This is a genomic window from Streptomyces sp. NPDC046866 (assembly GCF_040704625.1).
Lineage (GTDB): Bacteria > Actinomycetota > Actinomycetes > Streptomycetales > Streptomycetaceae > Streptomyces.
This window is the reverse complement of the sequence record NZ_JBEYXN010000032.1, coordinates 20,935-44,116: the sequence shown is the minus strand read 5'-3', so window position 1 is coordinate 44,116 and position 23,182 is coordinate 20,935. Positions and strand designations below refer to the sequence as shown.

The window sequence follows — 23,182 nt, the reverse complement described above, 5'->3', positions numbered from 1 at the left end:
TAACCAGCCTCACCCGGCGGCCCCGTGCACGGACGCACCCCGTCGGCCTACTCCGCCGTATTGTCTACGCATCAGAGCTGTGCGCTGTGCATGCCCCCACAGGAGATGAAGCCCCGATGATCACCCCACCCGTCGTGCACTCGCTGCGCGAGCAGATCCGCGAGCACATCGTGGAGGGGATCGTCAGCGGGCGCTGGAAGCCCGGTGAGCGGATCGTCGAGCGGCGCATCGCCGTCGAGCTCGAGGTGAGCCAGACGCCCGTGCGCGAGGCGCTGCGCGAGCTGGAGACGCTGCGGCTGATCGAGTCGGCGCCGAACAAGGGCGTGCGCGTGCGGAACCTGTCGGCGGCGGACCTGGAGGAGATCTATCCGGTCCGGGCCGGCCTGGAGCAGATCGCGGCCGAGCTGGCCGCGCCGCGGCTGGCGGCGGACTGCTCGGCGCTGGAGCCGCACGTGGCGGCGCTGTGGGAGGCGGACCGGAGCGCGGACGGGACGGCGCAGGTGCGGCACACGGTCGGCTTCCACCGGGAAATGGTGCGGGCGGCGGGGAACAGCGTGCTGCTGCACACCTGGGAGAGCCTGGGGATCGAGGTGTTCACGGCGCTGTCCATCCGCTGGCTGGGCACCGTGCAGAAGTCGTACGCGGAGGAGCACGCCGCGCTGGTGGAGGCCTTCCGGAACCAGGACCCGGACATCGGTGTGCTGGTGAAGCGGCACGTTCTCGGGTGCGCCCCGCGGGCTTGAAACCGCCTGCCCGGACCCTCCCCCTTGGGGGTTTGTCCCGTTTTATGCGGCACCGAGTGTCTGTTTTGCTGACACCCGGTGCCGACTTTTCGTGGATGTCCCTTAACTTCGCCGCAACCATTTGATCGATCATCGATCAGGGTTTTACAGTCTCTGACGGACCCCACCGGGTCCGCCCACCCTGTCCTGCCCGTCAGGGATCTTCTTCACCACCTCTCCATTGTCCGGAAGGCGGCGCACACCGATGTCCGACCCCGTAGCAAAGCTTCCGAGCGAGCTCGACCAGCTCCCGGACCGCGACACCGAGGAGACCGCCGAATGGGCGGCCTCCCTCGACGCCGTCGCCAAGGCCGCCGGTACGCGCCGCGCCGAATACCTGCTCCGCCGCACCCTCCAGCACGCCGAGTCCGCCGGCCTCGCCCTGCCGAAGCTGCTGGAGACGGACTACGTCAACACCATCCCCACCTCCGCCGAGCCGGCCTTCCCCGGTGACGAGGAGATGGAGGCCCGCATCACCGCGTGGAACCGCTGGAACGCGGCCGCCATGGTGACCCGCGGCTCCAAGTACGGCGTCGGCGGCCACATCGCCACCTTCGCCTCCGCCGCCTGGCTGTACGAGACCGGCTTCCAGCACTTCTTCCGCGGGAAGGAGGCCGACGGCTCCGGCGACCAGCTCTACGTCCAGGGCCACGCCTCCCCCGGCATCTACGCCCGCGCCTTCCTCGACGGCCGCATCTCCGAGCAGCAGCTCGACAACTTCCGCCAGGAGTCCGGCGGCAACGGCCTGCCGTCCTACCCGCACCCGCGGCGCCTGCCGTGGCTGTGGGAGTTCCCCACGGTCTCCATGGGCCTCGGCCCGCTGTCCGCGATCTACCAGGCGCGCTTCAACCGCTACCTGGAGAACCGCAAGATCAAGGACACCTCCAACTCGCACGTGTGGGCCTTCCTCGGCGACGGCGAGATGGACGAGCCCGAGTCGACGGCCGCCCTGGCCCTCGCCTCCCGCGAGCGCCTGGACAACCTGACCTTCGTCATCAACTGCAACCTGCAGCGCCTCGACGGCCCGGTCCGCGCCAACTTCCGCGTGGTCCAGGAGCTGGAGGCCCAGTTCCGCGGTGCCGGCTGGAACGTCGTGAAGACCCTGTGGGGCTCCGCCTGGGACGAGCTGTTCCGGCTCGACACCACGGGCGCCCTGGTCCGCCGCCTGCGCGAGACCCCGGACGCGCAGTTCCAGACGTACGCGACCCGCGACGCGGCCTACATCCGCGAGCACTTCTTCGGCGGCGACCCGGCCCTGGCGGCCCTCGGCGCCCTGCTGTCCGACGCGAAGATCGCCGAGTGCTTCCACACCTCCCGCGGCGGCCACGAGCCCCGCAAGGTGTACGCCGCGTACAAGGCCGCCCTGGAGCACAAGGGCGCGCCGACGGTGATCCTGGCGCAGACCGTCAAGGGCTACACCCTGGGTGCCGGGTTCGAGTCGAAGAACGCGAACCACCAGATGAAGAAGCTGACGATCGACGAGTTCAAGGGCATGCGCGACCTGCTCGGACTCCCGATCCCGGACAGCGCCTTCGCCGACGGCGTGGTCCCGTACGGCCACCCGGGCGCCGACTCTCCCGAGGTGCGCTACCTCCAGGAGCGCCGCGCGGCCCTCGGCGGTCCGGCCCCGGCCCGCCGCGTGCACCACGTGGCCCTGCCGCAGCCCGCCGACAAGTCCTTCGCCCCGCTGATCAAGGGCTCCGGCAAGCAGGAGATGGCCACCACCATGGCCTTCGTCCGCCTCGTCAAGGACCTGATGCGGGACAAGGAGACCGGCCGCCGCTGGGTGCCGATCGTCCCCGACGAGGCCCGCACCTTCGGCATGGAGTCGCTGTTCCCGTCGGCCGGCATCTACTCGCCGCTGGGCCAGACCTACGAGCCGGTCGACCGCGACCAGCTGATGTACTACAAGGAGGCCAAGGACGGCCAGATCCTCAACGAGGGGATCACCGAGGCCGGCGCCATGGCCGACTTCATCGCCGCCGCCACGTCGTACGCGACGCACGGCGAGACGATGATCCCGTTCTACATCTTCTACTCGATGTTCGGCTGGCAGCGCACGGGCGACCAGATGTGGCAGCTCGCCGACCAGCTCGGCAAGGGCTTCATCGTCGGCGCCACCGCGGGCCGCACCACCCTGACCGGCGAGGGCCTCCAGCACGCCGACGGCCACTCGCACCTGATCGCCGCCACCAACCCGGCGTCGCTCAACTACGACCCGGCCTTCGCGTACGAGATCGCGGTGATCGTCAAGGACGGTCTGCAGCGGATGTACGGGGAGAACCCGGAGGACGTCTTCTACTACCTGACGGTCTACAACGAGCCGAAGCCGCAGCCGGCCATGCCCGAGGGCGTCGAGGAAGGCATCGTCAAGGGCCTGTACCGCTTCAACACCGCGGCCGACCTCGAGGGGGCCGCTCCGGCCGCCGACGCCCCGAAGATCCAGCTGATGGCGTCCGGCACGGCGATCCACTGGGTGCTGGAGGCGCAGCGCCTGCTCGCCGCCGAGTGGAACGTCTCGGCCGACGTGTGGTCCGCCACCTCCTGGGGCGAGCTGCGCCGCGAGGCGCTGGAGTGCGACGAGGCGCTGCTGCGCGGCGAGGAGCGCACCCCGTACGTGACCCGCGTGCTGGAGGGCGCCCAGGGCCCGGTCCTGGCCGTCTCCGACTGGATGCGCCAGGTCCCGGACCAGATCAGCCAGTGGGTCCCGCAGGACTACACCTCGCTGGGCACGGACGGCTTCGGCCTCTCCGACACCCGTGAGGGCGCCCGCCGCCACTTCGGTGTCGACGCGCAGTCCATCGTGGTCGCGGCCCTGGCCCAGCTGGCCCGCCGCGGCGAGGTGCCGGCGTCCTCCGTGAAGGAGGCGCGCGAGCGCTACGGCCTGTAAGGCCCGTCCGTACGGTGCGCGGAGGCGGCCCGTCCCCCTGGGGGCGGGCCGCCTCCGCGCATGTCCGGGCCGGTCATACTGTCGGATTCTCGCGGTGGCGGGGTCTCGGCGGACCCCTGATGCTGGAACCCGTGATGGACGAGACGGAGTTCTGGGAGATCGTCGACAGCACCCGCGAGGCCGCCGAGGGCGACCCCGAGGAACACGCCGAGCTGCTCGTGGAGCGGCTCGCGCAGCTCGATCCGGACTCCGTCCTGGATTTCGCCCGGCATTTCGAGTCCCGCTACAACCGGGCGTACACCTGGGACCTGTGGGGGGCGGCCTGGGTGCTGCTCGACGGGGCGAGCGACGACGCGTTCGACTACTTCCGCTGCTGGCTGATCGGCCAGGGGCGGGAGGTCTTCGAGGGGGCGGTGCACGATCCGGACCAGCTGGCGGAGCTGCTCGACGAGTTCGACGAGGAGATCGACGGGGACGGCGAGGAGCTCGGGTACGCGGCCGACGAGGCGTACGAGCAGCTGACGGGGGTGGTCGCGCCGGACCTGGGGATCGCGGCGCAGGCGGCGGAGCCGGAGGGCGCCCCGCTGGACTTCGAGGACGAAGCCGTGCTCGCGGAGCGCTTCCCCCGGCTCTGGGAGCGCTTCAGGGCCTGAGGCGGCCGAGGCGGCGGTTGCGGGTCAGTAGTGCGTGCCGCCGTCGATGCGGATCTCCGTGCCGGTGATGAAGGCGCCGTCCTCGGAGCCGAGCATGGCGACGACGCCGGCCACGGTCTGCGGGCCGGCGAAGCCCTGGCCGATGGCGGGGGCGAGCTTGGCGAACAGGCTCCAGTCGGTGTCCTCGGGCAGCCCCGGGCCGGTGCCGGTGGTCATGCCGCTCTCGATGGAGCCGGGGGCGACGGAGACGAAGCGCAGGCCCTGCTTGCTGTACTCGGCGGCCAGCGCGTGCGTCATGGACTGGATGCCGCCCTTGCTCGCGGCGTACGCCGACATGTACGGGTGCGCGAACGACGCCGAGGTGGAGCTGAAGTTCACCACCGCCGGGCGGTCGCCCTCCAGCAGGGCCGGCAGCGCTTCGCGGATCATCAGGAAGGTGCCGGTCAGGTTGACCTGGATGACCTTGTTCCAGAGCTCCAGGGTGGTCTCGCGGGTGTGCGCGGAGCGCAGGATGCCCGCGGCGTTGACGAGCACGTCGAGCCCGCCGAGCAGCTCGACGGCGGCGGCGACGCCCGAGCGGACGGCGGCCTCGTCGGATATGTCGAGGAGGGCGGTGGTCAGCCGGTCCCCGTGGCCGTCGGCGAGGGCCTGGTCGGCGGTCTCACGGAGGCCGGCTTCGCTGACGTCCACGGTGTGGACGCGGCCGCCCTCGGCCAGGATGCGGTGGACGGTGGCCCGGCCGATGCCGGAGCCGCCGCCGGTGATGAGGACGCGGCGTCCTTCGTAACGGTTCATGGCGCGAGCGTACCGCCGAAGTGACACACTTTGCCAGAGTGACATAACACGCAAGGCGCGTCATCGCAGGGGGTACGCTTCACCCGTGAGATCCCCTCGCCCGTACTCCCCCGTCACCGGCCCCGGAGCCCAGTCGCTGACCGAGCGCCGCAAGGCCGCCACCCAGCTCGACATCGCCCGCGCGGCGTGCGCCCTGTTCGCCGAGAACGGCCCCGACGGCACCACCGCCGAGGACATCGCACACCGCGCCGGCGTCGCCCTGCGCACGTTCTACCGCTACTTCCGCAACAAGCAGGAGGCCGTGGCCCCGCTCCTGGCCACCGGCGGGGACGCCTGGCGCGCCCTGCTCGCCGAGGAAGCGCCCGGCACGCCCCTGGCCGAGGCCCTGGAGCGGGCCGTCACCCGCTCCCTCAGCGACGCGCAGGCCAACATCGAGGAGGGGCTGGAGGTCACCCGCGGCCTGCTGCGCGCGGCCGCGACCGACCCGGCGCTGCGCGCGGTCTGGTACCGGGTGAACCAGGACTCCGAGGAGCACCTGGTGCCGGTGATCGCCCGGCTGGCCGGGGAGGACGCGGACCCGCTGGGGGTGCGCCTCCTCGCGGCGGCCGCCACGGACGCCATCCGCATCGCCCTGGAGCTGTGGTCGGCCACCGACGCCCCGGGATCCGGCCCCGGCTCCCCGGCCGTGCTCGCCGTCCGCTGCCTGCGCGAGCTGACGGGCGGGATGGCGCTGGTCGCCGGCAGGGTCACAGGAACCGGTCGGACTTCAGCCTGAGCTGCTCGGCGAAGTACCCGGGGGCATCGGGCCGCATCCGGGCCAGGGCCACCATCGCCGTCACGATGACGTCGGCGACCTCGGCCTCCACATCGCTCCAGGTGTGCGAGGCGCCCTTGCGCGGGTTGGTGCCCTTGGCCCCGATCACGGCCTGCGCGGCCTCCCCGAACTCCTCGCCGATCTTGAGGATCTGCAGCGTGACGCTCTCCTCGTGCGGCATCCCGCGCTCGCGGTCGTGCGCGTCGAACCGTGCGGCGAGCGCGGCCACCGTCTTCCACTGATCATCCATGCCCCGAACCTAGCGGGAACCGCCCCCTCCGCGGAACAAGATCACGAAAGAGGGGCGGGCGCACCGCGGGGCGGAAACGACGGCGGCCCCGCCGCTCCCGGTGGGGAGCTGCGGGGCCGCCGTGCGCACTTCCTAGAGGTCGAAGTAGAGCTCGAACTCGTGCGGGTGCGGACGCTGGGCGATCGGGGCGATCTCGTGCGTGCGCTTGTAGTCGATCCAGGTCTCGATCAGGTCCGGGGTGAAGACACCGCCGGCGAGGAGGTACTCGTGGTCCTCCTCCAGGGCCTTGAGGACGTCCTCGAGGCTGGTCGGGACCTGCGGGACGTTCGCGTGCTCGTCCGGGGAGAGCTCGTAGAGGTCCTTGTCGATCGGCTCCATCGGCTCGATCTTGTTCTTGATGCCGTCGAGGCCCGCGAGGAGCAGCGCCGAGAAGGCGAGGTACGGGTTCGAGGACGGGTCCGGCGCGCGGAACTCGACGCGCTTGGCCTTCGGGTTCGAGCCCGTGATCGGGATGCGCATGGCGGCGGAGCGGTTGCGCTGCGAGTACACCATGTTGACCGGCGCCTCGAAGCCCGGCACCAGGCGGTGGTACGAGTTCACCGTCGGGTTGGTGAAGGCGAGCAGCGACGGGGCGTGCTTGAGGATGCCGCCGATGTAGTAGCGGGCGGTGTCCGACAGGCCCGCGTAGCCGGCCTCGTCGTAGAAGAGCGGCTCGCCGCCCTGCCACAGGGACTGGTGGACGTGCATGCCCGAGCCGTTGTCACCGAAGATCGGCTTCGGCATGAAGGTCGCGGTCTTGCCGTTGCGCCAGGCGACGTTCTTCACGATGTACTTGAAGAGCATCAGGTCGTCGGCCGCGGCCAGCAGCGTGTTGAACTTGTAGTTGATCTCGGCCTGGCCGCCGGTGCCGACCTCGTGGTGCTGGCGCTCGACCTGCAGGCCCTGGGCGTCCAGCTCGAGGGAGATCTCGGCGCGCAGGTCCGCGAAGTGGTCGACCGGGGCGACCGGGAAGTAACCGCCCTTGTAGCGGACCTTGTAGCCGCGGTTGTTCTCCTCGGAGCCGGTGTTCCAGGCGCCGGCCTCGGAGTCGATGTGGTAGAAGCCCTCGTTCGCGGTGGTCGCGAAGCGCACGCTGTCGAAGATGTAGAACTCGGCCTCGGGACCGAAGAACGCGGTGTCGGCGATGCCGGTGGAGGCGAGGTACGCCTCGGCCTTCTTCGCGATGTTGCGCGGGTCGCGGCTGTAGGCCTCGCCCGTGATCGGGTCGTGGATGAAGAAGTTGATGTTCAGCGTCTTGTCGCGGCGGAACGGGTCCAGACGGGCGGTGCTGATGTCGGCACGCAGCGCCATGTCGGACTCGTGGATCGCCTGGAAGCCGCGGATCGAGGAGCCGTCGAAGGCGAGCTCCTCGGCCGGGTCGAACGCCTTCGCCGGGATGGTGAAGTGCTGCATCACACCGGGCAGGTCGCAGAACCGGACGTCGACGAACTTGACGTCGTTGTCCGCGATGTACTTCTTGATCTCGTCGGCGTTCTGGAACATCCAACTCCTCCTAATCCCGATCCCGGGGGAGGGACGGGCTGTATAGCTCCTGGTGCGTCAGTGCGGTGCCGCACGCTGACCCGACCATAAGCAGGCGGGATTTCCCAAGCATGACCCATTTGTTTCGCACAAGTTAACCAGGGTCCGGCCGGAGGGGCCCGGAGCACCACGGGTACCGTGGTCGGGTGGACAACAGGCAAGCAATCGGATCGTGGCTCTCCGGCCCCCGCGCGGCGGCCGAGGACATGGGCGTCGACTTCGGCTACCCGGGCCAGCGGCTCGGCCTGCCCCGGCAGGGCCCCGGCTCGGCGGCGCGCTTCGGGCGCCGCCTCGGCGGTGTCGCCATCGACTGGATCGCCTGCCAGGTGATCGCATACGGGCTGATCACCGGCGGCAACGCGGCCGCGACGGGCAACTGGACGCTGGCCCTCTTCGTGGCGCTGAGCATCCTGACCCTCGGCACGGTCGGCTTCACTCCCGGAAAGCGCATCGTGGGGCTGCGGGTGGTCGCGGAGGACGGCGGCCGCCTCGGCCTCGGCCGCGTGGTGCTGCGCACGCTGCTGCTGGCGCTGGTCATCCCGGCGCTGGTCTGGGACCGCGACGGGCGCGGCCTGCACGACCGGGCGGCCCGCGCCGTCCAGGTCCGCATCTGACCGCCGCGCACGCACACGGACAGGGGCGCCCCCGAGCCGTAAGGCTGCGGGGGCGCCCCTGTGTGCGTGGTGCGTGCGGCGTCCGTCCGGCCGGACAGGCGCGACAGGCCTGGACGGGCGCGACAGGCCGGACGGACGCCGTATACGAAAAGCGGGTCAGCGCATCTTTCCGCCGCGCGGCATCCGCATGCCCTTGGGCATGGGCCCCTTCGGCAGCGGCATGTTGCTCATGAGGTCGCCCATGGCGCGCAGCTTGTCGTTGGCCTGGGTGACCTGCGGGCCGGCCAGTACGCGCGGCAGCTTCAGCAGCGTCGTGCGCAGCTTCTTCAGCTCGACCTGGCCCTCGCCCTTGCCGACGATGAAGTCGTGCACCGGGACGTCCGGCATGATCCGGGCGAGCTTCCTCTTCTCGGCGGCCAGCAGCGGCTTGACCCGGTTGGGGTTGCCCTCGGCGATCAGCACGACGCCGGCCTTGCCGACGGCCCGGTGGACGATGTCCTGGTTGCGGTTCATCGCGACGGCCGGGGTGGAGGTCCAGCCGCGTCCCACGTTGTCGAGCACGGCCGCGGCCGCGCCGGGCTGCCCCTCCATCTGCCCGAAGGCAGCCCGCTCGGCGCGGCGCCCGAAGACGATCGCCATCGCGAGGAACGCCACCAGGAAGCCCAGGATGCCCAGGTAGACCGGGTGGCCGATCAGGAAGCCGATCGCAAGGAAGACACCGAAGGTGACGATTCCCACGCCCGCGAGGACCAGACCGACCTTGGGGTCGGCCTTGCTCGTCATTTTGTACGTGAGGGCGATCTGCTTCAGTCGCCCGGGGTTCGCAGCAGTCTCTGCGTTTGACTTCCTCGCCATACAGCGAAGTTTACGTGGCCTGGGGAGCCCGGGTCGCCGCGGCCTCGAGTACGTGCTCGGTTTCGACCCGGTCCTTCGCGCGGCGCCGGTCCTCCAGGACGGCCGTCCAGGCGTTGCGTCGGGCACCGCTCATGAGGAGCGATTCGACGCCCCGCAGGGCGTGGGCGAACGACGGAATGGCAATGGCGCGTACGGGCGCGGCCTGCATGATGGCGATCCCTTTCACGGTGCTCACGTCGGTCTGGATGCACAGCGGTGGGGGTGGCAGCGGTGTGCGGCGGTGTGCGCGGTGCGTTGACCTATGGTCACTGATTGGTGTTACCAGGGCATGACCCGCCGGTCAAACGGTGATGAAACATTTACGCGGCCCGTCGGCTCCTCTTCCCACGAAGAGCCTACGGGCCGCGTCGATGCGGTGTTACTTACCGGTAAGAGTTTGTGCCTGAGTTCACAGAGTCCGCGGTGCGGCCCGCGTCACATCCTCGGGCAGGGCGCCGGCGCCTACGCCACGGCGCCGCTGCGCTTCTCCATCGCCTGCTGGTAGAGGCGTCCGGCACGGTACGAGGACCGCACCAGCGGGCCGGACATCACGCCCGAGAAGCCGATCTCCTCGGCCTCCTTCGCCAGCTCGACGAACTCGTCCGGCTTCACCCAGCGCTCGACGGGGTGGTGCCGCGGCGAGGGCCGCAGGTACTGGGTGATGGTGATGAGCTCGCAGCCCGCCTCGTGCAGGTCGCGCAGGGCCTGCGAGATCTCCTCGCGCTCCTCGCCCATGCCGAGGATCAGGTTCGACTTGGTCACGAGGCCGTACGCACGCGCCTTGGTGATCACCTCGAGCGAGCGCTCGTAGCGGAAGCCGGGGCGGATGCGCCGGAAGATCCGCGGAACGGTCTCCACGTTGTGGGCGAAGACCTCGGGGCGGGAGGCGAAGACCTCCTCCAGCAGCTCCGGGACCGCGTTGAAGTCGGGGGCCAGCAGCTCGACCTTGGTGCGGCCGCCCTCGCGGCCGGCGGTCTGCTGGTGGATCTGGCGCACGGTCTCCGCGTACAGCCAGGCGCCGCCGTCCGCCAGGTCGTCGCGCGCGACGCCGGTGATGGTGGCGTAGTTCAGGTCCATCGTGACGACCGACTCGCCGACGCGGCGCGGCTCGTCCCGGTCCAGGGCCTCGGGCTTGCCGGTGTCGATCTGGCAGAAGTCACAGCGCCGGGTGCACTGGTCGCCGCCGATGAGGAAGGTGGCCTCGCGGTCCTCCCAGCATTCGTAGATGTTCGGACAGCCGGCCTCCTGGCACACCGTGTGCAGCCCCTCGCCCTTCACGAGGTTCTGCATCTTCGTGTACTCGGGACCCATCTTCGCCCGGGTCTTGATCCACTCGGGCTTGCGCTCGATGGGGGTCTGGCTGTTGCGGACCTCCAGGCGCAGCATCTTGCGTCCGTCGGGTGCGACTGCGGACACGACCGGCTCCCTGTGACTGTGATTCCTCGGCGCCCACCAGGGTACGCCCGTAATTTCGTACGCTCTTACGTCGGCCAACCTGCGGGGGGCCGGACGCATTCCCCGGGGCTAGGCGCCCGCGGCGGTCTCGATCTCGCGCGGCCGCAGCTCGGCGTGCTCCAGTACGTCCTTCAGGTGCTTCTCCACGACCGGCACGACCTCGGCCATGGAGACCTCGCGGCCCAGTTCGTACGAGAGCGAGGTCACACCCGCGTCCCGGATGCCGCAGGGCACGATCCGGTCGAACCAGGTGTTGTCGGGGTTCACGTTGAACGAGAAGCCGTGCATCGTGACGCCCTTGGCCACGCGGATCCCGATCGCGGCGAGCTTGCGGTCCTCGCGCCGCTGGCCGGCGTTGGAGGGGGCGTACTCGGGGCCGTTGAGCCGGGCGTCGAACTCCTCGTCGTGCAGCCGCGGGTCGAGGTCGAGGGAGAGGCCGCCGATCTTCGGGCGCTCCTCGACGGGGTCGCCGAGGACCCACACGCCGGAGCGGCCCTCGACCCGGGTGGTCTCCAGGCCGAAGTCGGCGGCGGTGCGGATGAGCGCCTCCTCCAGGCGGCGCACGTGCGCGACCACGTCCACCGGCCGGGGCAGCTTCATGATCGGGTAGCCGACGAGCTGGCCCGGGCCGTGCCAGGTGATCTTGCCGCCGCGGTCCACGTCGACGACGGGCGTGCCGTCGAGCGGGCGCTCGCTGTCGGCGGTGCGGCGGCCGGCCGTGTACACGGGCTCGTGCTCCAGCAGCAGGCAGGTGTCGCCGATCTCGTCCGCGAAGCGGGCCGCGTGGACCCGGCGCTGCTCCTCCCACGCCTCGGTGTACTCGACGTAGTCCGGCCCGAAGCCCAGATGGACAAACCCAAGCTCAGCCACCGCAGCGCCTCCTCGTTGAACCTGCTGTGTGCACGCATCGCACCGGTCCAGGGTACGGCGGCCCCCTGCGGGCCCCTCAGGCGCCCGTCTCCGCAGGCCCGGGCGCCGGTGGAGCAGCCGGTTCGGGGGCCGGCAGCAGCCGGGGCGGCCTGCGCCCCTTGGGCGGCCGGTCGGGGTCCTCGTCGGCGCGCGGCAGCCGCCGGTGGCCCTCCGAATGGTCGTTGACCCAGCCGCACACGCCGCACGCGTACCGGCCGTCGAGCCCGGCGATGTACGTGCCGCACCGGCGGCACTCGGCCTCGGTCAGCTCGGGCGCGGGCAGCGGCGCGGTGGCGTCGCCGGCGCCGTCGGCGGCGGGCGGCTGCGCGGGAGCGGGTCTGGGGCTCATGTGACGCAGCGTACGCGGGCGGCGTCGACCCGGCCGTAAAGAGCCCTACCGATTCTGCACACGATCGGATGAATCTGGGGCAGAGGGGGCGGCGTAGGGGAAGTTCGCCGCTACATTCACGCCGTTCACAGGGCCGGGACCCCGGTCCGTCACGTCAGGAAACCGTGGAGCCGATGACGGAACGACCCGCGCAGCACGTCCCCAACCGGCAGCTCGCGGCGCTGATCGCGGAAGCCGGGTTCTCCAACGCCGGTCTGGCCCGCCGCGTCGACCAGCTCGGCCTGGAGCACGGCCTCGATCTGCGGTACGACAAGACCTCCGTGACCCGGTGGCTGCGCGGGCAGCAGCCCCGCGGCACCACCCCGGCGCTGATCGCCGAGGTCTTCACCCGGCGCCTGGGCCGCCGGCTCTCCGCGCAGGACCTGGGCCTGGACGCCTGCGCGCCGGTCTACGCCGGCCTGGAGTTCGCGGCCACCCCCGAGGAGGCGGTGGACATCGCCAGCGGGCTGTGGCGCAAGGACTCCGGCTCCCACGCCGAGCTGCGGAAGATCGCGTTCACCCCGGCCGGGCTGGTGGTGCCCAGCCGGGACTGGCTGATCGGGCGGCCCGACGAGCGGGTGGGCCGGGGCGCCGACCCCGCGGCCGCGGCCCGGGTCCCGCTCCAGGGGCGCACCTCGGTGCCCCGCCAGCGGCAGATCGACCGCGGGCCGGGCCAGCGGGTCACCGGCGGGGACATCGCCGCGCTGCGCTCGGTCAGCGAGCTGTTCAAGACCCTCGACCAGACCTACGGCGGCGGGCACGCCCGCCAGGCCCTCGTGCGCTACCTGGAGCACGAGGCCGAGCCGATGCTCCGCGGCACCTACGGCGAGACCACCGGCCGCCGGCTCTTCGCGGCCGCCGCCGACCTGACCCGGCTGGCCGGCTGGACCTCGTACGACATCGCCGCGCACGGGCTCGCCCAGCGCTACTTCGTCCAGGCCCTGCGGCTCGCCCAGGCCGCCGCGGACCGGCCGTACGGCAGCTACGTGCTGGTGACCATGAGCCGGCAGGCGGTCTACCTCGGCCACGGCCGGGAGGCGGTGCAGCTGGCCCGGGTGGCGCAGCAGGGCATCGGCTCCGGCCCGCCACCGGTGGTCCAGGCGCTGCTGCACTCCGCCGAGGCGCGCGGGCACGCGGTGCTGGGCGAGGTCCGGGCGGCGACGGCCGCGCTGGTGCGGGCCGAGCGCTGCCTCGGCGCGGCCCGGCCGGGCGACGACGTGCCGTACTGGGCGAAGTTCTTCGACGAGGCCCAGCTCGCCGACGAGTTCGGGCACTGCCACCGCGACCTCCAGCAGTACCGGGCCTCGGCGCAGCACGCGGAGCGCTCGCTGCAGCTGCGGGCGCCCGCGTTCGCCCGCTCGCGGCTGTTCTGCCGGGTGGTGCTGGCCACGGCCCGGCTGGGGCTGGGCGAGCTGGACCAGGCGTGCGCCCTGGGCGCGGAGGCGGCGCAGCAGGCGATGGAGATGCGCTCGGTGCGCGCGGTGGAGTACGTACGGGACTTCGAGCGGCGGCTGGAGCCGTACCGGGACGCGGCGGCCGTGCGGACCTACCGGGACCGGGTCGCGGCGCTGTCGTGAGACGGGCCCGGCTCCGCAGGGGGGAACCGGGCCCGTGGCCGGTGGTTCTCAGGCCACCGCCGGGAGGCTGCTCTCGGCGGTGGCCGGGAGCCGGATGCCGAAGTCGCGCAGGACGGCGGTGGAGGCCCGCCGGGCCGAGTGCAGCGCGCCCTGGACGGTGTTGGCGTCGCGGTGGTCCCCGCACACGTACAGCCCGGCCAGCACCCGCACCGGGCGCCGCAGGTCGTACGGGGGCGGCATCGCCGGCACGGCCTCGGGGGCGTGGTGGACGGCGAGGAGGTCCCAGTCCCGGGTGGCGGTGTCGTACAGCCGGGCCAGCCGTGAGGCGACGGTGCGCACGGGCGGCGGCGGCCCGAGCACGGTGGTGGTGACCAGGCTGCGGCCGGCCGGGGCCCGCGTCGGGTCGACCGCGCTCATCACGGCGGTGTGCGCGACGGGCCAGCGGCGGTCCCCGTCGAGCAGGAGCGAGCCGTCCCGGGGCAGCGGGGCGGCGGTGGCGTGGTGGATGACGGTGACCTCGTGGAAGCCGGGCACCCGCAGCCCGGGCAGCAGCTCCGCGGCGGCCCGCGCCCCCGTGGCCAGGACCAGGGACCGGCAGCTGAAGTCGCCGTGCTCCTCGGTGGTGACGCCCTGGGTGGCCACCGAGCGGACCCGGACCCCGGTACGGACGGTGCCCGGCGGCAGGGCGGCGGCGAGCAGCCGCGGCAGGGCCGCGGCGCCGCCCTCGGGCACGGCGAGCCGGCCGCGGGCGAAGGCGCGCAGGGCCAGGTCGGCGACGCGGCTGGAGGTGGTGAGCTCCGGGTCGCGCAGCAGGGCGGCGAGCAGCGGCCGCAGCGCCGTGCCGAGGGCGCGGGAGCGCAGGGCGGCCGCGGCGGTGCGCTCGGGCCGCGCGAGGACGCGCTCGACGGGGGTCGCGGCGAGCCGGCCGAGGTAGGCGCTGAGCCGTGCCTGGTCGAAGGAGCCGCTGGCCAGCGCGCGGGCGGGGGTGGTGGCCCCGGCGCGCAGCGGTTTGCCGTCGGTGTGGACGAGGACCCCGGGCGCGAAGGGCCGCAGGACCAGGGAACCGAGGCCGGGCGTCCGGTCGAGCTCCGTGTACGAGGTGTTGAGCAGCTGGCCGACCCGGTCGAGCCGGAAGCCGTCGGCGTGCTCGGTGGCCATCCGGCCGCCGGGGTCGTCCGCCGCCTCCAGGACGGTGACGGTGACCCCTGCCGCGATCAGGTGCTGTGCCGCCGCGAGTCCTGAGACCCCGGCTCCTACGATGACGACGTCCGCATGCTGTGCGGCGCGGTGCGAGCTGCTGAGCACGTGCCCCTCCCCGAGGTCGGCGCGGCTGTGTGGGGATCCTCCTTCCCCCAACGGGCTCGAGGGGAACCCGAGTTCGGTGCGGTATTACGGTCGGATCCGGTCGCACGCCGGTCGCACACGGGTCACATACGGTCGCACGGGGGCGGCGCGTGCGCCGCGGCTCACCCCGGCCGCCGTCCGCTCCGCGTACGCCGCCTTCGGCACCGCCGCCGCCGGGGAGCGAAGCGGCCGGACTCAGGCCGTCGGCCGGCCGAGCGCCGCCCGGATCGCCTCCTCGATGCCGGGGTGGCGGAAGACGAAGCCCGACTCCAACAGCCGGGCCGGCAGCGCCCGCTGACTGCCCAACACGTCCTGGGAGAGCTCGCCCAGGACGGCGCGCAGGACGGGCGCCGGCACCGCCATCAGCGTCGGGCGGCGCAGCACCCGACCCATCGCCGCGGTCACCTCGCGGTTGGTCAGCGGCTCCGGGGCGGTGAGGTTGACCGGGCCCGACAGCTGCGGGCTGTCGATCAGGTGCCGCAACGCCGCGATCTCGTCGTGCAGGGAGATGTACGACCAGTACTGGCGGCCGCTGCCGAGCCGCCCTCCCATCCCGGCCCGGAAGACCGGGAACATCCGGCCCCATGCGCCGCCCTCCCCGGCGACCACCAGGCCGGTGCGGGCGAACACCGTCCGGACGCCCGCCCGCTGGGCCGGAGCGGCGGCCGCCTCCCACTCCACGCAGACCTCGGGCAGGAAGCCGCGCCCGGCCGGGGCCGTCTCGTCGACGGGCCGGTCGCCGGTGTCCCCGTAGTAGCCGACGGCCGAGCCGCTGACGAAGACCGCGGGGGGCTCCTCCAGCGCGGCGACCGCCCGGGCCATCGCCGCGGTGCCCTCGACCCGGCTGTCCCGGATGACCTTCTTGTACGCGGGGGTCCAGCGGTGGTCGCCGATTCCGGCGCCGGCCAGGTGGACCACGGCCGCGCAGCCGGCCAGGGCGGCGGGGTCGACGTAGCCGCGCGGCGGATCCCACCGCGCCTCGTCGGGCGCGGCCGGCTCCCGCCGCACGAACCGGACCACGTCGTGGCCGTCCGCCCGCAGGGACCGCACGAGTGCACTGCCGATGAGCCCGGTGGAACCGGTGACCGCGATGCGCATGCGCCCATGATGCCGGTGCCTGCGGCTGCGGGCGCATGACCCCGCGCCCGCGCCGCTGCGCGGAGCCGTCCCCTCCCCGCCCCTTCCCGCTGTGCCGGATATGCGGCTCCGCCGCGTGGCGGGGCTCCCCCCCCCGGACCCTCCCCCAGCTACCGCCGGGGGGCAGCCCCGCCGGCGTTCGAGGCGAACCAGGTCCGGGCGGAGCCCGGTTTCGGGAAGGGGGGGAGGGGACGGGCTCCGCGCAGCGGCATCAGCGGCGGCGGCCGGGGCCGGGTCAGGTCGTGCCGAGCCAGGTGCCCACCCCGTACGTGACCGCCATGGCAAGGGCGCCGCCGGCGACGTTCCGCAGGACCGCCCGGCGGGCAGGCGCACCGCCGAGCCGCGCACTGACCACCCCGCACAGCGTGAGCGCGGCCACCACGGCCGCCGCCGTCACGGGCACCCGCCACGACGGCCCGGGCAGGACGATCGCCAGCAGCGGCAGCACGGCGCCCACCGTGAAGGCGACCAGGCTGGCGAACGCCGCGTGCCAGGGGTTGGCCAGCTCGTCGGGGTTGATGCCGAGCTCCACCCTGGCATGGGCGCGCAGCGCGTCCCGCGCCGTCAGCTGCTCCGCCGCCTCCCGGGCCAGGCCCCGGCTCAGCCCGCGGGCCGCCAGCAGCTCGGTCAGCTCCTCCAGCTCCGCCTCCGGCTCCGTCGCGAGCTCGCGCCGCTCCAGCTCCAGCGCGGCCCGCTCGGAGTCCCGCTGGGAGCTGACCGACACGTACTCCCCCGCCGCCATCGACAGGGCCCCGGCCAGCAGCCCCGCCACGCCCGCCGCCAGGATCGCCGGGCGCGAGGTCGTCGCCCCGGCCATGCCGACCACCAGGCCCGCGGTGGAGATGATCCCGTCGTTCGCCCCGAGCACCCCCGCCCGCAGCCAGTTCAGCCGGGTGCTCATCGCCCCGCTCGGCGTCGCTTCCGTCACGGGACCACTGTCGGCGCACGGGCGCCGGCGGGCCACCCGACGGGCCGGTCCGGGGTGCGCGGCCCCTGCCCCCGTACCAGGGTGGAGGAGTGAGACGCCGACGCCAGGAGCCGGGCTGGCTGCGCGGGGAGCCACCGCCGCGCTGGGCCCGTATCGCGCCCGCGGTGGCCCTGGCGGTGCTGGTGCTGGCGCAGCGGCTCACGCCGGGCGTCGAGCTGGGCTACTTCCTGGCCGGGCTGCCCCCGGTGGCGGCCTTCGCGTACGGGGCGGCGGGCACCGCCGTCTTCGCCGGGCTGGTCCTCGCCCTGCTCGGGGTGCCGTGGACGGGGATGGCGCACCCCCGCGGCGCGGACCTGGCCACGGTGGCCGCGATCGGCCTGCTCAGCGTGGTGATCGCCTGGGTGCGGCGGCGGCGCGACGCCCAGTTGGTCAACGTGCGGACCGTCGCGGAGGCGGCGCAGCTGGCGGTGCTGCCGCCGGTGCCGGAGCGGGTCGGCCCGGTGCGCTGCGCCGGGCTGTACCGGGCGGCGCAGCACGGCACCCTGGTCGGCGGGGACCTGTACGACGTGCGGGGCGGCCCGTACGGGGTGCGGGCCCTGGTCGGGGACGTGCAGGGGCACGGCCTGGCCGCCGTCGGCACGGTGGCGGCGCTGCTCGGCGCGTTCCGCGAGGGGGTACTGGACGACCCGGAGCTGACGGGGGTCGCCGCCCGGCTCGACCGCAGGCTGCTGGCCGACACCGCCGGCTCGGCGAACGCCGCCGTCGAACACCCGGAGCTGTTCGCCACGGCCCTGCTGCTGGAGTTCCCGCCCGGGCTCGACCTCGTACGGATCGTCTCGTGCGGGCATCCGCCGGCGCTCCTGCTGCGCGGCCGGTCGGTGTCGGAGGTGGCCGTGGAGCCCGGTCCGCCCCTCGGGCTCGGGCTCGCCGGAGGCGCCGGTGCCGGGGTCACGGGCGTCCCGCTGCGGCCGGGGGACCGGCTGCTCGCCGTCACGGACGGGGTCACCGAGGCCCGGGACGCGGCCGGCCGCTTCTACCCCCTGGCCGCCCGCATCCCGGTCGTGGCCACCCCCGCCGCGGCGGACCCGGCCGGGCTGGTCGGCGCCCTGTGGCAGGACCTCGTCACCTTCACCTCGGGCGGCCCGCGCGACGACGTGGCCCTGCTGGTGCTCTACGCGGAGGACGGGGCGGAGGGGGCGTGAGGGCGGGGGGCGGAGGCGGCCGGCCGAACGGGCGGAGCGGCCGGGAACGGGCAGAACGGGCGGAACGGGCGGAGCGCCCCGGCCGGCCGCCGGAACGCCCCGCCCGGGCCGGCTCAGCCCGCGTTGCTGACGATGTACGCGCGCACCAGCTTGCACGTGGTGTTCGACGGCCGGTGGATGCCCGTCCGGACGGCCATGGTGCGGATCTTCCGGTTGGTGGCCCGCCGGGCGTCGTACGTCCCCGAGTCCAGCAGGGATATCGCCAGCCGCATCGCCTTCAGCCGGCGGTTGTGGCTCTCGTACCACTCCCGGGGCAGCCCTGCGGGCAGCGGCTTCTTCTTGACGGGCCGAAGTGTCGTGGCAGTGGCCATCTACAGCCTCCCAAACGGTAGTTGGCTTCCTGTCGGACTTCCTTGTTCTCCCCTGATTTTACGGTGGGGCACTGACAAAGGCCCTGGCCAGACGGCCCTGGCTAGGCTGGAGGCCATGGAGATCTGGATCAATCCCGCCTGCTCGAAGTGCCGCAGCGCACTGACCCTGCTCGACGCCGAGGGCGCCGACTACACGGTCCGCCGCTACCTGGAGGACGTGCCCTCCGAGGACGAGATCCGCGAGGTGCTGGGCCGACTCGGCCTGGAGCCCTGGGACATCACGCGCACCTCCGACCCCCTCGCCAAGGAGACCGGGGTGCGGGAGCTGCCGCGCGAGGCGACCGAGGAGGCCCGGGCCCGCTGGATCGCCCACCTGGCGGCGCACCCGAAGCTCATCCAGCGGCCCATCATCACCGCGGAGGACGGCACGGCCGTGGTCGCCCGCTCGGAGGAGGCCGTCCGCGAGGCCCTCTCCCGCCGCGGCTGACCCCCGGGGCGCGCGCCCGCACCGCTCCGCCGGCTTCGGCGTCCTGTCCTCATCCCGTGCTCACGCCCCCACCTCGTAGGGTGTGAAACCGACCAAAGGATAGATATCGGACCAAAGGAGCACCGTGCGTACACCGCTGAACCCGCAGCCTCCGACCGGACCCGGTCCGCGCGTCCCCCCGGCCCACCGCGGCTCCGACTGGATGTTCGGCGGGGTGTACGGCACCGTCCTCGCGTCCGCGCTGCTCGCCGCGCTCGACCGGGAGGGCGGGCCGTACCTCCCGGTCCAGGACGCCGGCTGGATCCTGGTCACCGCCGTGGCGGCGGGGCTCGCGCACGGGTACGCGCACCACATGGCCGAACACCGGACCGGCTCCCCCGCCCACCGGTGGCGGCTGCTGCTGCGGGCGCTGTGGACCGAGTGGCCGATCGTCGCGGCCACCGGGCCCACCGTCCTGCTGCTGCTCCTGGCCGGGTTCGCGGACCTGTCCTCCACCGGGGTGACGGCCGTCGGGCTCGGCCTGAACACCGCGCTGCTGTTCGCCTGGGGTTCCTCCGTGGCGCTCCGCGTCCGCTACCGGATCGGCCCGGCCCTGCTCATCGGCCTCGCGGACGCCACCATCGGGCTGGTCATCATCGCCGCCAACGCCGTTCTGAAATAAGTCACTTTTCCGGCAGGGCGTTTCGATCGGGACCGTAGTGTGCGTGGCTGTCGCCGCCCGGGCTCTCGAAGGCGCTGGCCTGGTCCGGGGGGCCCGTTCCACGAACAGGAGACCCATGCGTACCGCACTGCTCAAGCACGGGCCGCGCGCGGCGGCCGCCTTGACCGCGCTCGTTCTCGCCGCTTCCCTCGGCGGTCCGGCCGCCGCCGAGACCGCAGCCGGCACGGCAGCCGGCACGGCAGCCGACAGCGCCGCCACCGCCACCGCCACCGGCGGCGCGGACCCCGCCCGGCGGGCACCGGCCTCCGTCGACGTGAAGGTCACCGCGTCCGGGATCGAGGCGCCGCCGTCCGCGCAGGCGGGGCTGGTGTCCTTCCGGGTCACCACCGACGACCCGAACGGGCACCTCCTGCAGGCCTTCCGGCCGCACGCGGGCGTGACCGCGGACCAGGTGCTGGCCGACCTCGCCAAGGCCGTCAGCCACCGGCCCGTCCCCACCGCCGAGGGCATCGCCGCGGTGCGCGACGAGGCGGAGCTGTTCGGCGGGGCGCAGGTCACCCCGTCGGTGCCGGAGACCTTCACCACCCCGATCGGCGCGGGCGAGGTCGTCCTGCTGGACTTCAGCGCCTTCCTCGCAGACCCGGCGCATCCGGTCACCCGCACCCTCCGGCTGCGCGGCGACCGGCCGTACGCGACCCCCGGGAGCCCGAGCGGCACGGCGGGCCTCGCCGACAGCCTCGTGCTCGAACGGGACACCGCCGACGGCCCCCGCTTCGAGGTGCACGGCCTGGACCGGGCCGGGGAGAGCATCCTGGTGCACAACGCCTCGGCCGAACTGCACGAGATGGCGCTGCAGCCCGTCGCGCCCGGCACCACGGACGCGCAGATCCAGGCCGTCTTCGACCGCACGGCGCCCGGTCCGCTGCCCTACGCCGGACGCCCCGTCGGCCTCGGTGTCGTCTCCCCCGGCCGGTCGGTGCTGCTGGAGACGCGGAACCTGCCGCCGGGCACGTACGTCCTGCTCTGCTTCGTGCCGGACGACGTGACCGGGCTCCCGCACGCCGTCAAGGGCATGCACCAGGTCGTCGTCCTCACCTGACGCCCGGTCGGCTCCGCGCGACCCTGTCGGGTCCGGTCCGCTCCGGCCCCTCCCGGGGCCCGCTCAGACCGGCAGTTGCGCCTCCGCCTGCGCCAGGATCTCCGTCAGCCGCGCCGCGAACCGCGCGTCGCGCGCGTCCGGCACCCCGGTGCGGGCGGCGTTGAGCAGCGCGTCCAGCGCCCGCCCGTACGCGCCCGGTACGTCGGTCCAGTCGGGCAGCGAGAAGACGCCCTCGGCCCCGCGCACCTCCAGCCCCACCCCGGCGGCCGCGACGGGCGCGCCGAGGCTGAGGACGGCGGTGCTGGCCGCGCCCGAGGTGTGGCGCAGCGCCAGCTGGACCACGTCGGACGGCCCCCGGGCGGCGGTGACGGAGGTGACCTCGCCCAGGACCGGGATCAGGACGGACAGGGCGTGCGGGCCGACGTCCCACAGGCCGCCCCTGGCCTTGCGCCAGGGCGAGTCGGCGTACGCGCTGGGCGCGCCGTCGGGCGGGAAGACGGCGCCGAGCCAGTGGGCGCTGGCTGTGAACCAGCCGGAGCGGCGGGCCTGCTCCTCGACCCAGGCCGCGGCCGGCTCGGCGAAGCGGAGGGTGAGGAAGACGACGGAGGCGACGCCGTGGCGTTCGGCGGCGTCGGCGACGGCGCGGGCGTCCTCGACGGTCGTGGCGACGGGCTTGTCGAGCAGGAGTCCGCAGCCCGCGGCGGCGGCGCGCACGGCGAGCGGGGCCTGCACGTCGGGCGGGAGGGCGAAGGCGGCCACGTCGCAGTCGGCGAACAGGGCGTCGGGATCGTCGTACACCTTCACCCCGTACGCCTCGGCGAGCTCGGCCGCGGCCTCGCGCCGGCGGCCCCAGATCCCGGCGAACTCGGTTCCGGCGTGGGCGGCCAGGGCGGGCGCGTGCGTACGGCGCGCCCAGGGGCCGGTGCCCAGCAGGCCGACGCGGGACCGGGCGGGCGGACGGGAGGATTCCGACGCGCCGCCGGTCGAGGTCAAATCATACGAAATGCTCACCATGTCAGTCTGCCGCACGCGGACGGGCGAGCCGGCAGCGACCCGCACAAGCCGCCCGGCCTGCGGGGTAAACCCCGGTAACACGGGGTTCACACACGGGCAACGGAGGGGAAATCGCCACGGGGCACGCTGCGGACTACACCGCAGCACCGCCCGCCGCAGCATCCGCAGAGCCTGCCCGGCGCGGCGCGACGCACCGAAGGATGGGGCCCGTGAGCTACAAGGCTGAGTACATCTGGATCGACGGCACCGAGCCGACGGCCAAGCTGCGCTCCAAGACGAAGATCCTCGCCGACGGCGCCGAGCTGCCGATCTGGGGCTTCGACGGTTCGAGCACCAACCAGGCCGAGGGGCACGCCTCCGACCGCGTCCTGCAGCCGGTGTTCTCCTGCCCGGACCCGATCCGCGGCGGGAACAACCTCCTCGTGCTGTGCGAGGTGCTGAACATCGACATGACCCCCCACGAGTCGAACACCCGCGCGCTGCTGCGCCCCGTCGCCGAGAAGTTCGCCGGGCAGGAGCCGATCTTCGGCATCGAGCAGGAGTACACCTTCTTCGACGGCCAGCGGCCGCTGGGCTTCCCGGTCGGCGGCTTCCCGGCTGCGCAGGGGGGCTACTACTGCGGTGTCGGCTCGGACGAGATCTTCGGCCGCGAGATCGTCGAGAAGCACCTCGACCACTGCCTGGCCGCGGGACTGGACATCTCCGGCATCAACGCCGAGGTCATGCCCGGCCAGTGGGAGTTCCAGGTGGGGCCGCTCGGCCCGCTGGAGGTCGCGGACCAGCTGTGGGTCGCGCGCTGGCTGCTGTACCGCACCGCCGAGGACTTCAACGTCTCCGCGACGCTGAACCCGAAGCCGGTGAAGGGCGACTGGAACGGCGCGGGCGCGCACACCAACTTCTCCACGAAGGCGATGCGCGAGGACTACCGCGCCATCATCTCCGCCTGCGAGGCGCTGGGCGAGGGCAGCAAGCCGCTGGACCACGTCAAGAACTACGGCGCGGGCATCGACGAGCGCCTGACGGGTCTGCACGAGACCGCCCCGTGGAACGAGTTCAGCTACGGCGTCTCCGACCGCGGTGCCTCGGTGCGCATCCCGTGGCAGGTGGAGAAGGACGGCAAGGGCTACATCGAGGACCGCCGCCCGAACGCCAACGTGGACCCGTACGTGGTGACCCGTCTGATCACGGACACCTGCTGCACCGGCCTGGAGAAGGACGGCCTCGTCTGACGGGCCCCTGACATGCGCCGACGCCCGCCGAACCGCAACGGTCCGGCGGGCGTTGCCGTGTCCCCCCTGCCTGAATATGAGATTCCGATCCACCTGGTGAGACGGGGT

The 23,182-nt window shown here is 73.2% G+C and carries 24 protein-coding genes; 11 read left to right on the top strand and 13 right to left on the bottom strand.

All coding sequences use genetic code 11. The features are described 5' to 3' along the window. Window positions 1–119 precede the first annotated feature (119 nt). The 3 genes from AB0953_RS31760 to AB0953_RS31750 all read left to right on the top strand — a co-directional run bounded on the left by AB0953_RS31760 (window position 120) and on the right by AB0953_RS31750 (window position 4,325). A complete protein-coding gene (locus tag AB0953_RS31760; protein ID WP_362180694.1) occupies window positions 120–743 on the top strand; it encodes a GntR family transcriptional regulator in 624 nt (207 codons plus the stop codon). 244 nt (window positions 744–987) lie between these two features. Continuing rightward, window positions 988–3,672: a pyruvate dehydrogenase (acetyl-transferring), homodimeric type gene (gene aceE / locus AB0953_RS31755; RefSeq protein ID WP_366863036.1), complete on the top strand. Its 2,685-nt coding sequence runs from the start codon at window positions 988–990 to the stop codon at window positions 3,670–3,672. A 134-nt stretch (window positions 3,673–3,806) separates the two neighbouring features. Then, the gene (locus AB0953_RS31750) at window positions 3,807–4,325 is read left to right on the top strand and encodes a DUF4240 domain-containing protein (RefSeq protein ID WP_366863052.1); all 519 of its coding nucleotides are present in this window, start codon (window positions 3,807–3,809) and stop codon (window positions 4,323–4,325) included. A 24-nt stretch (window positions 4,326–4,349) separates the two neighbouring features. On the opposite strand, the gene AB0953_RS31745 is transcribed toward AB0953_RS31750, so the two are convergent. After that, on the bottom strand, window positions 4,350–5,120 hold the full coding sequence (locus AB0953_RS31745) for an SDR family oxidoreductase (RefSeq protein WP_366863035.1): 771 nt from the start codon (window positions 5,118–5,120) through the stop codon (window positions 4,350–4,352). An 85-nt stretch (window positions 5,121–5,205) separates the two neighbouring features. On the opposite strand from AB0953_RS31745, the gene AB0953_RS31740 reads away from it, so the two are divergent. Beyond that, window positions 5,206–5,895, top strand: a complete 690-nt coding sequence (locus AB0953_RS31740) for a TetR family transcriptional regulator (protein ID WP_366863034.1) — start codon at window positions 5,206–5,208, stop codon at window positions 5,893–5,895. Here the strand turns inward: AB0953_RS31740 and AB0953_RS31735 are convergent. Beyond that, window positions 5,867–6,184 carry a MazG-like family protein gene (locus AB0953_RS31735; RefSeq protein ID WP_366863033.1) on the bottom strand — a complete coding sequence of 106 codons (318 nt, stop codon included), beginning with the start codon at window positions 6,182–6,184 and terminating at the stop codon, window positions 5,867–5,869. The genes AB0953_RS31740 and AB0953_RS31735 overlap by 29 nt on opposite strands. A gap of 132 nt (window positions 6,185–6,316) precedes the next feature. Beyond that, window positions 6,317–7,726 carry a type I glutamate--ammonia ligase gene (gene glnA, locus AB0953_RS31730; protein ID WP_366863031.1) on the bottom strand — a complete coding sequence of 470 codons (1,410 nt, stop codon included), beginning with the start codon at window positions 7,724–7,726 and terminating at the stop codon, window positions 6,317–6,319. 185 nt (window positions 7,727–7,911) lie between these two features. On the opposite strand from glnA, the gene AB0953_RS31725 reads away from it, so the two are divergent. After that, the gene (locus AB0953_RS31725; RefSeq protein WP_366863030.1) at window positions 7,912–8,379 is read left to right on the top strand and encodes an RDD family protein; all 468 of its coding nucleotides are present in this window, start codon (window positions 7,912–7,914) and stop codon (window positions 8,377–8,379) included. Window positions 8,380–8,535: 156 nt separating this feature from the next. Here AB0953_RS31725 and AB0953_RS31720 read toward each other — a convergent pair whose 3' ends face one another. The 5 genes from AB0953_RS31720 to AB0953_RS31700 form a co-directional block, all read right to left on the bottom strand. After that, window positions 8,536–9,234 (bottom strand): DUF4191 domain-containing protein, encoded by a 699-nt coding sequence (locus AB0953_RS31720; RefSeq protein ID WP_366863029.1) that lies wholly within the window; start codon window positions 9,232–9,234, stop codon window positions 8,536–8,538. A gap of 10 nt (window positions 9,235–9,244) precedes the next feature. Next, a complete protein-coding gene (locus tag AB0953_RS31715; protein ID WP_366863051.1) occupies window positions 9,245–9,442 on the bottom strand; it encodes a hypothetical protein in 198 nt (65 codons plus the stop codon). A gap of 293 nt (window positions 9,443–9,735) precedes the next feature. Beyond that, window positions 9,736–10,689, bottom strand: a complete 954-nt coding sequence (lipA, locus tag AB0953_RS31710; RefSeq protein ID WP_366863028.1) for a lipoyl synthase — start codon at window positions 10,687–10,689, stop codon at window positions 9,736–9,738. A gap of 108 nt (window positions 10,690–10,797) precedes the next feature. After that, a complete protein-coding gene (gene lipB, locus AB0953_RS31705; RefSeq protein ID WP_366863027.1) occupies window positions 10,798–11,598 on the bottom strand; it encodes a lipoyl(octanoyl) transferase LipB in 801 nt (266 codons plus the stop codon). A gap of 76 nt (window positions 11,599–11,674) precedes the next feature. Then, window positions 11,675–11,986: a hypothetical protein gene (locus tag AB0953_RS31700; RefSeq protein ID WP_366863026.1), complete on the bottom strand. Its 312-nt coding sequence runs from the start codon at window positions 11,984–11,986 to the stop codon at window positions 11,675–11,677. A gap of 173 nt (window positions 11,987–12,159) precedes the next feature. Between AB0953_RS31700 and AB0953_RS31695 the strand changes: the two genes are divergently transcribed. Beyond that, complete coding sequence (locus AB0953_RS31695) at window positions 12,160–13,602, top strand: regulator (protein ID WP_366863025.1); 1,443 nt, start codon at window positions 12,160–12,162, stop codon at window positions 13,600–13,602. Between the two features lie 48 nt (window positions 13,603–13,650). Here the strand turns inward: AB0953_RS31695 and AB0953_RS31690 are convergent, their stop codons facing one another. The 3 genes from AB0953_RS31690 to AB0953_RS31680 form a co-directional block, all read right to left on the bottom strand. Continuing rightward, complete coding sequence (locus AB0953_RS31690; RefSeq protein ID WP_366863024.1) at window positions 13,651–14,907, bottom strand: NAD(P)/FAD-dependent oxidoreductase; 1,257 nt, start codon at window positions 14,905–14,907, stop codon at window positions 13,651–13,653. Between the two features lie 234 nt (window positions 14,908–15,141). Next, the gene (locus tag AB0953_RS31685; protein ID WP_366863023.1) at window positions 15,142–16,044 is read right to left on the bottom strand and encodes a TIGR01777 family oxidoreductase; all 903 of its coding nucleotides are present in this window, start codon (window positions 16,042–16,044) and stop codon (window positions 15,142–15,144) included. A 274-nt stretch (window positions 16,045–16,318) separates the two neighbouring features. Next, the gene (locus tag AB0953_RS31680; protein WP_366863050.1) at window positions 16,319–16,984 is read right to left on the bottom strand and encodes a VIT family protein; all 666 of its coding nucleotides are present in this window, start codon (window positions 16,982–16,984) and stop codon (window positions 16,319–16,321) included. A 116-nt stretch (window positions 16,985–17,100) separates the two neighbouring features. Between AB0953_RS31680 and AB0953_RS31675 the strand changes: the two genes are divergently transcribed. Further along, window positions 17,101–18,213, top strand: coding sequence for a PP2C family protein-serine/threonine phosphatase (locus AB0953_RS31675; RefSeq protein WP_366863022.1), 1,113 nt, complete (start codon window positions 17,101–17,103; stop codon window positions 18,211–18,213). A 113-nt stretch (window positions 18,214–18,326) separates the two neighbouring features. Here the strand turns inward: AB0953_RS31675 and AB0953_RS31670 are convergent, their stop codons facing one another. Further along, window positions 18,327–18,584 carry a hypothetical protein gene (locus AB0953_RS31670; protein ID WP_366863021.1) on the bottom strand — a complete coding sequence of 86 codons (258 nt, stop codon included), beginning with the start codon at window positions 18,582–18,584 and terminating at the stop codon, window positions 18,327–18,329. Between the two features lie 115 nt (window positions 18,585–18,699). Between AB0953_RS31670 and AB0953_RS31665 the strand changes: the two genes are divergently transcribed. The 3 genes from AB0953_RS31665 to AB0953_RS31655 all read left to right on the top strand — a co-directional run bounded on the left by AB0953_RS31665 (window position 18,700) and on the right by AB0953_RS31655 (window position 20,831). Beyond that, complete coding sequence (locus tag AB0953_RS31665) at window positions 18,700–19,071, top strand: ArsC/Spx/MgsR family protein (protein ID WP_366863020.1); 372 nt, start codon at window positions 18,700–18,702, stop codon at window positions 19,069–19,071. Between the two features lie 124 nt (window positions 19,072–19,195). Further along, window positions 19,196–19,732 (top strand): hypothetical protein, encoded by a 537-nt coding sequence (locus AB0953_RS31660; RefSeq protein ID WP_366863019.1) that lies wholly within the window; start codon window positions 19,196–19,198, stop codon window positions 19,730–19,732. 115 nt (window positions 19,733–19,847) lie between these two features. Then, complete coding sequence (locus tag AB0953_RS31655; RefSeq protein ID WP_366863018.1) at window positions 19,848–20,831, top strand: hypothetical protein; 984 nt, start codon at window positions 19,848–19,850, stop codon at window positions 20,829–20,831. 63 nt (window positions 20,832–20,894) lie between these two features. On the opposite strand, the gene AB0953_RS31650 is transcribed toward AB0953_RS31655, so the two are convergent. Then, complete coding sequence (locus tag AB0953_RS31650; RefSeq protein WP_366863049.1) at window positions 20,895–21,824, bottom strand: Gfo/Idh/MocA family oxidoreductase; 930 nt, start codon at window positions 21,822–21,824, stop codon at window positions 20,895–20,897. A 230-nt stretch (window positions 21,825–22,054) separates the two neighbouring features. Here AB0953_RS31650 and glnII point away from each other — a divergent pair, with 230 nt between their 5' ends. Then, window positions 22,055–23,074: a glutamine synthetase gene (gene glnII / locus AB0953_RS31645; protein WP_366863017.1), complete on the top strand. Its 1,020-nt coding sequence runs from the start codon at window positions 22,055–22,057 to the stop codon at window positions 23,072–23,074. Window positions 23,075–23,182 lie beyond the last annotated feature (108 nt).

Bases quoted from the DNA above. Each gene is read 5' to 3' on its own strand.
- AB0953_RS31715 (WP_366863051.1), bottom strand. From the start codon at position 9,442: ATGCAGGCCGCGCCCGTACGCGCCATTGCCATTCCGTCGTTCGCCCAC.
- AB0953_RS31685 (WP_366863023.1), bottom strand. From the start codon at position 16,044: ATGCGCATCGCGGTCACCGGTTCCACCGGGCTCATCGGCAGTGCACTC.
- AB0953_RS31750 (WP_366863052.1), top strand. From the start codon at position 3,807: ATGGACGAGACGGAGTTCTGGGAGATCGTCGACAGCACCCGCGAGGCC.
- AB0953_RS31670 (WP_366863021.1), bottom strand. From the start codon at position 18,584: ATGGCCACTGCCACGACACTTCGGCCCGTCAAGAAGAAGCCGCTGCCC.
- AB0953_RS31665 (WP_366863020.1), top strand. From the start codon at position 18,700: ATGGAGATCTGGATCAATCCCGCCTGCTCGAAGTGCCGCAGCGCACTG.
- AB0953_RS31745 (WP_366863035.1), bottom strand. From the start codon at position 5,120: ATGAACCGTTACGAAGGACGCCGCGTCCTCATCACCGGCGGCGGCTCC.
- AB0953_RS31700 (WP_366863026.1), bottom strand. From the start codon at position 11,986: ATGAGCCCCAGACCCGCTCCCGCGCAGCCGCCCGCCGCCGACGGCGCC.
- AB0953_RS31735 (WP_366863033.1), bottom strand. From the start codon at position 6,184: ATGGATGATCAGTGGAAGACGGTGGCCGCGCTCGCCGCACGGTTCGAC.
- AB0953_RS31695 (WP_366863025.1), top strand. From the start codon at position 12,160: ATGACGGAACGACCCGCGCAGCACGTCCCCAACCGGCAGCTCGCGGCG.
- AB0953_RS31720 (WP_366863029.1), bottom strand. From the start codon at position 9,234: ATGGCGAGGAAGTCAAACGCAGAGACTGCTGCGAACCCCGGGCGACTG.
- glnA (WP_366863031.1), bottom strand. From the start codon at position 7,726: ATGTTCCAGAACGCCGACGAGATCAAGAAGTACATCGCGGACAACGAC.
- AB0953_RS31655 (WP_366863018.1), top strand. From the start codon at position 19,848: ATGCGTACCGCACTGCTCAAGCACGGGCCGCGCGCGGCGGCCGCCTTG.
- AB0953_RS31680 (WP_366863050.1), bottom strand. From the start codon at position 16,984: ATGAGCACCCGGCTGAACTGGCTGCGGGCGGGGGTGCTCGGGGCGAAC.
- aceE (WP_366863036.1), top strand. From the start codon at position 988: ATGTCCGACCCCGTAGCAAAGCTTCCGAGCGAGCTCGACCAGCTCCCG.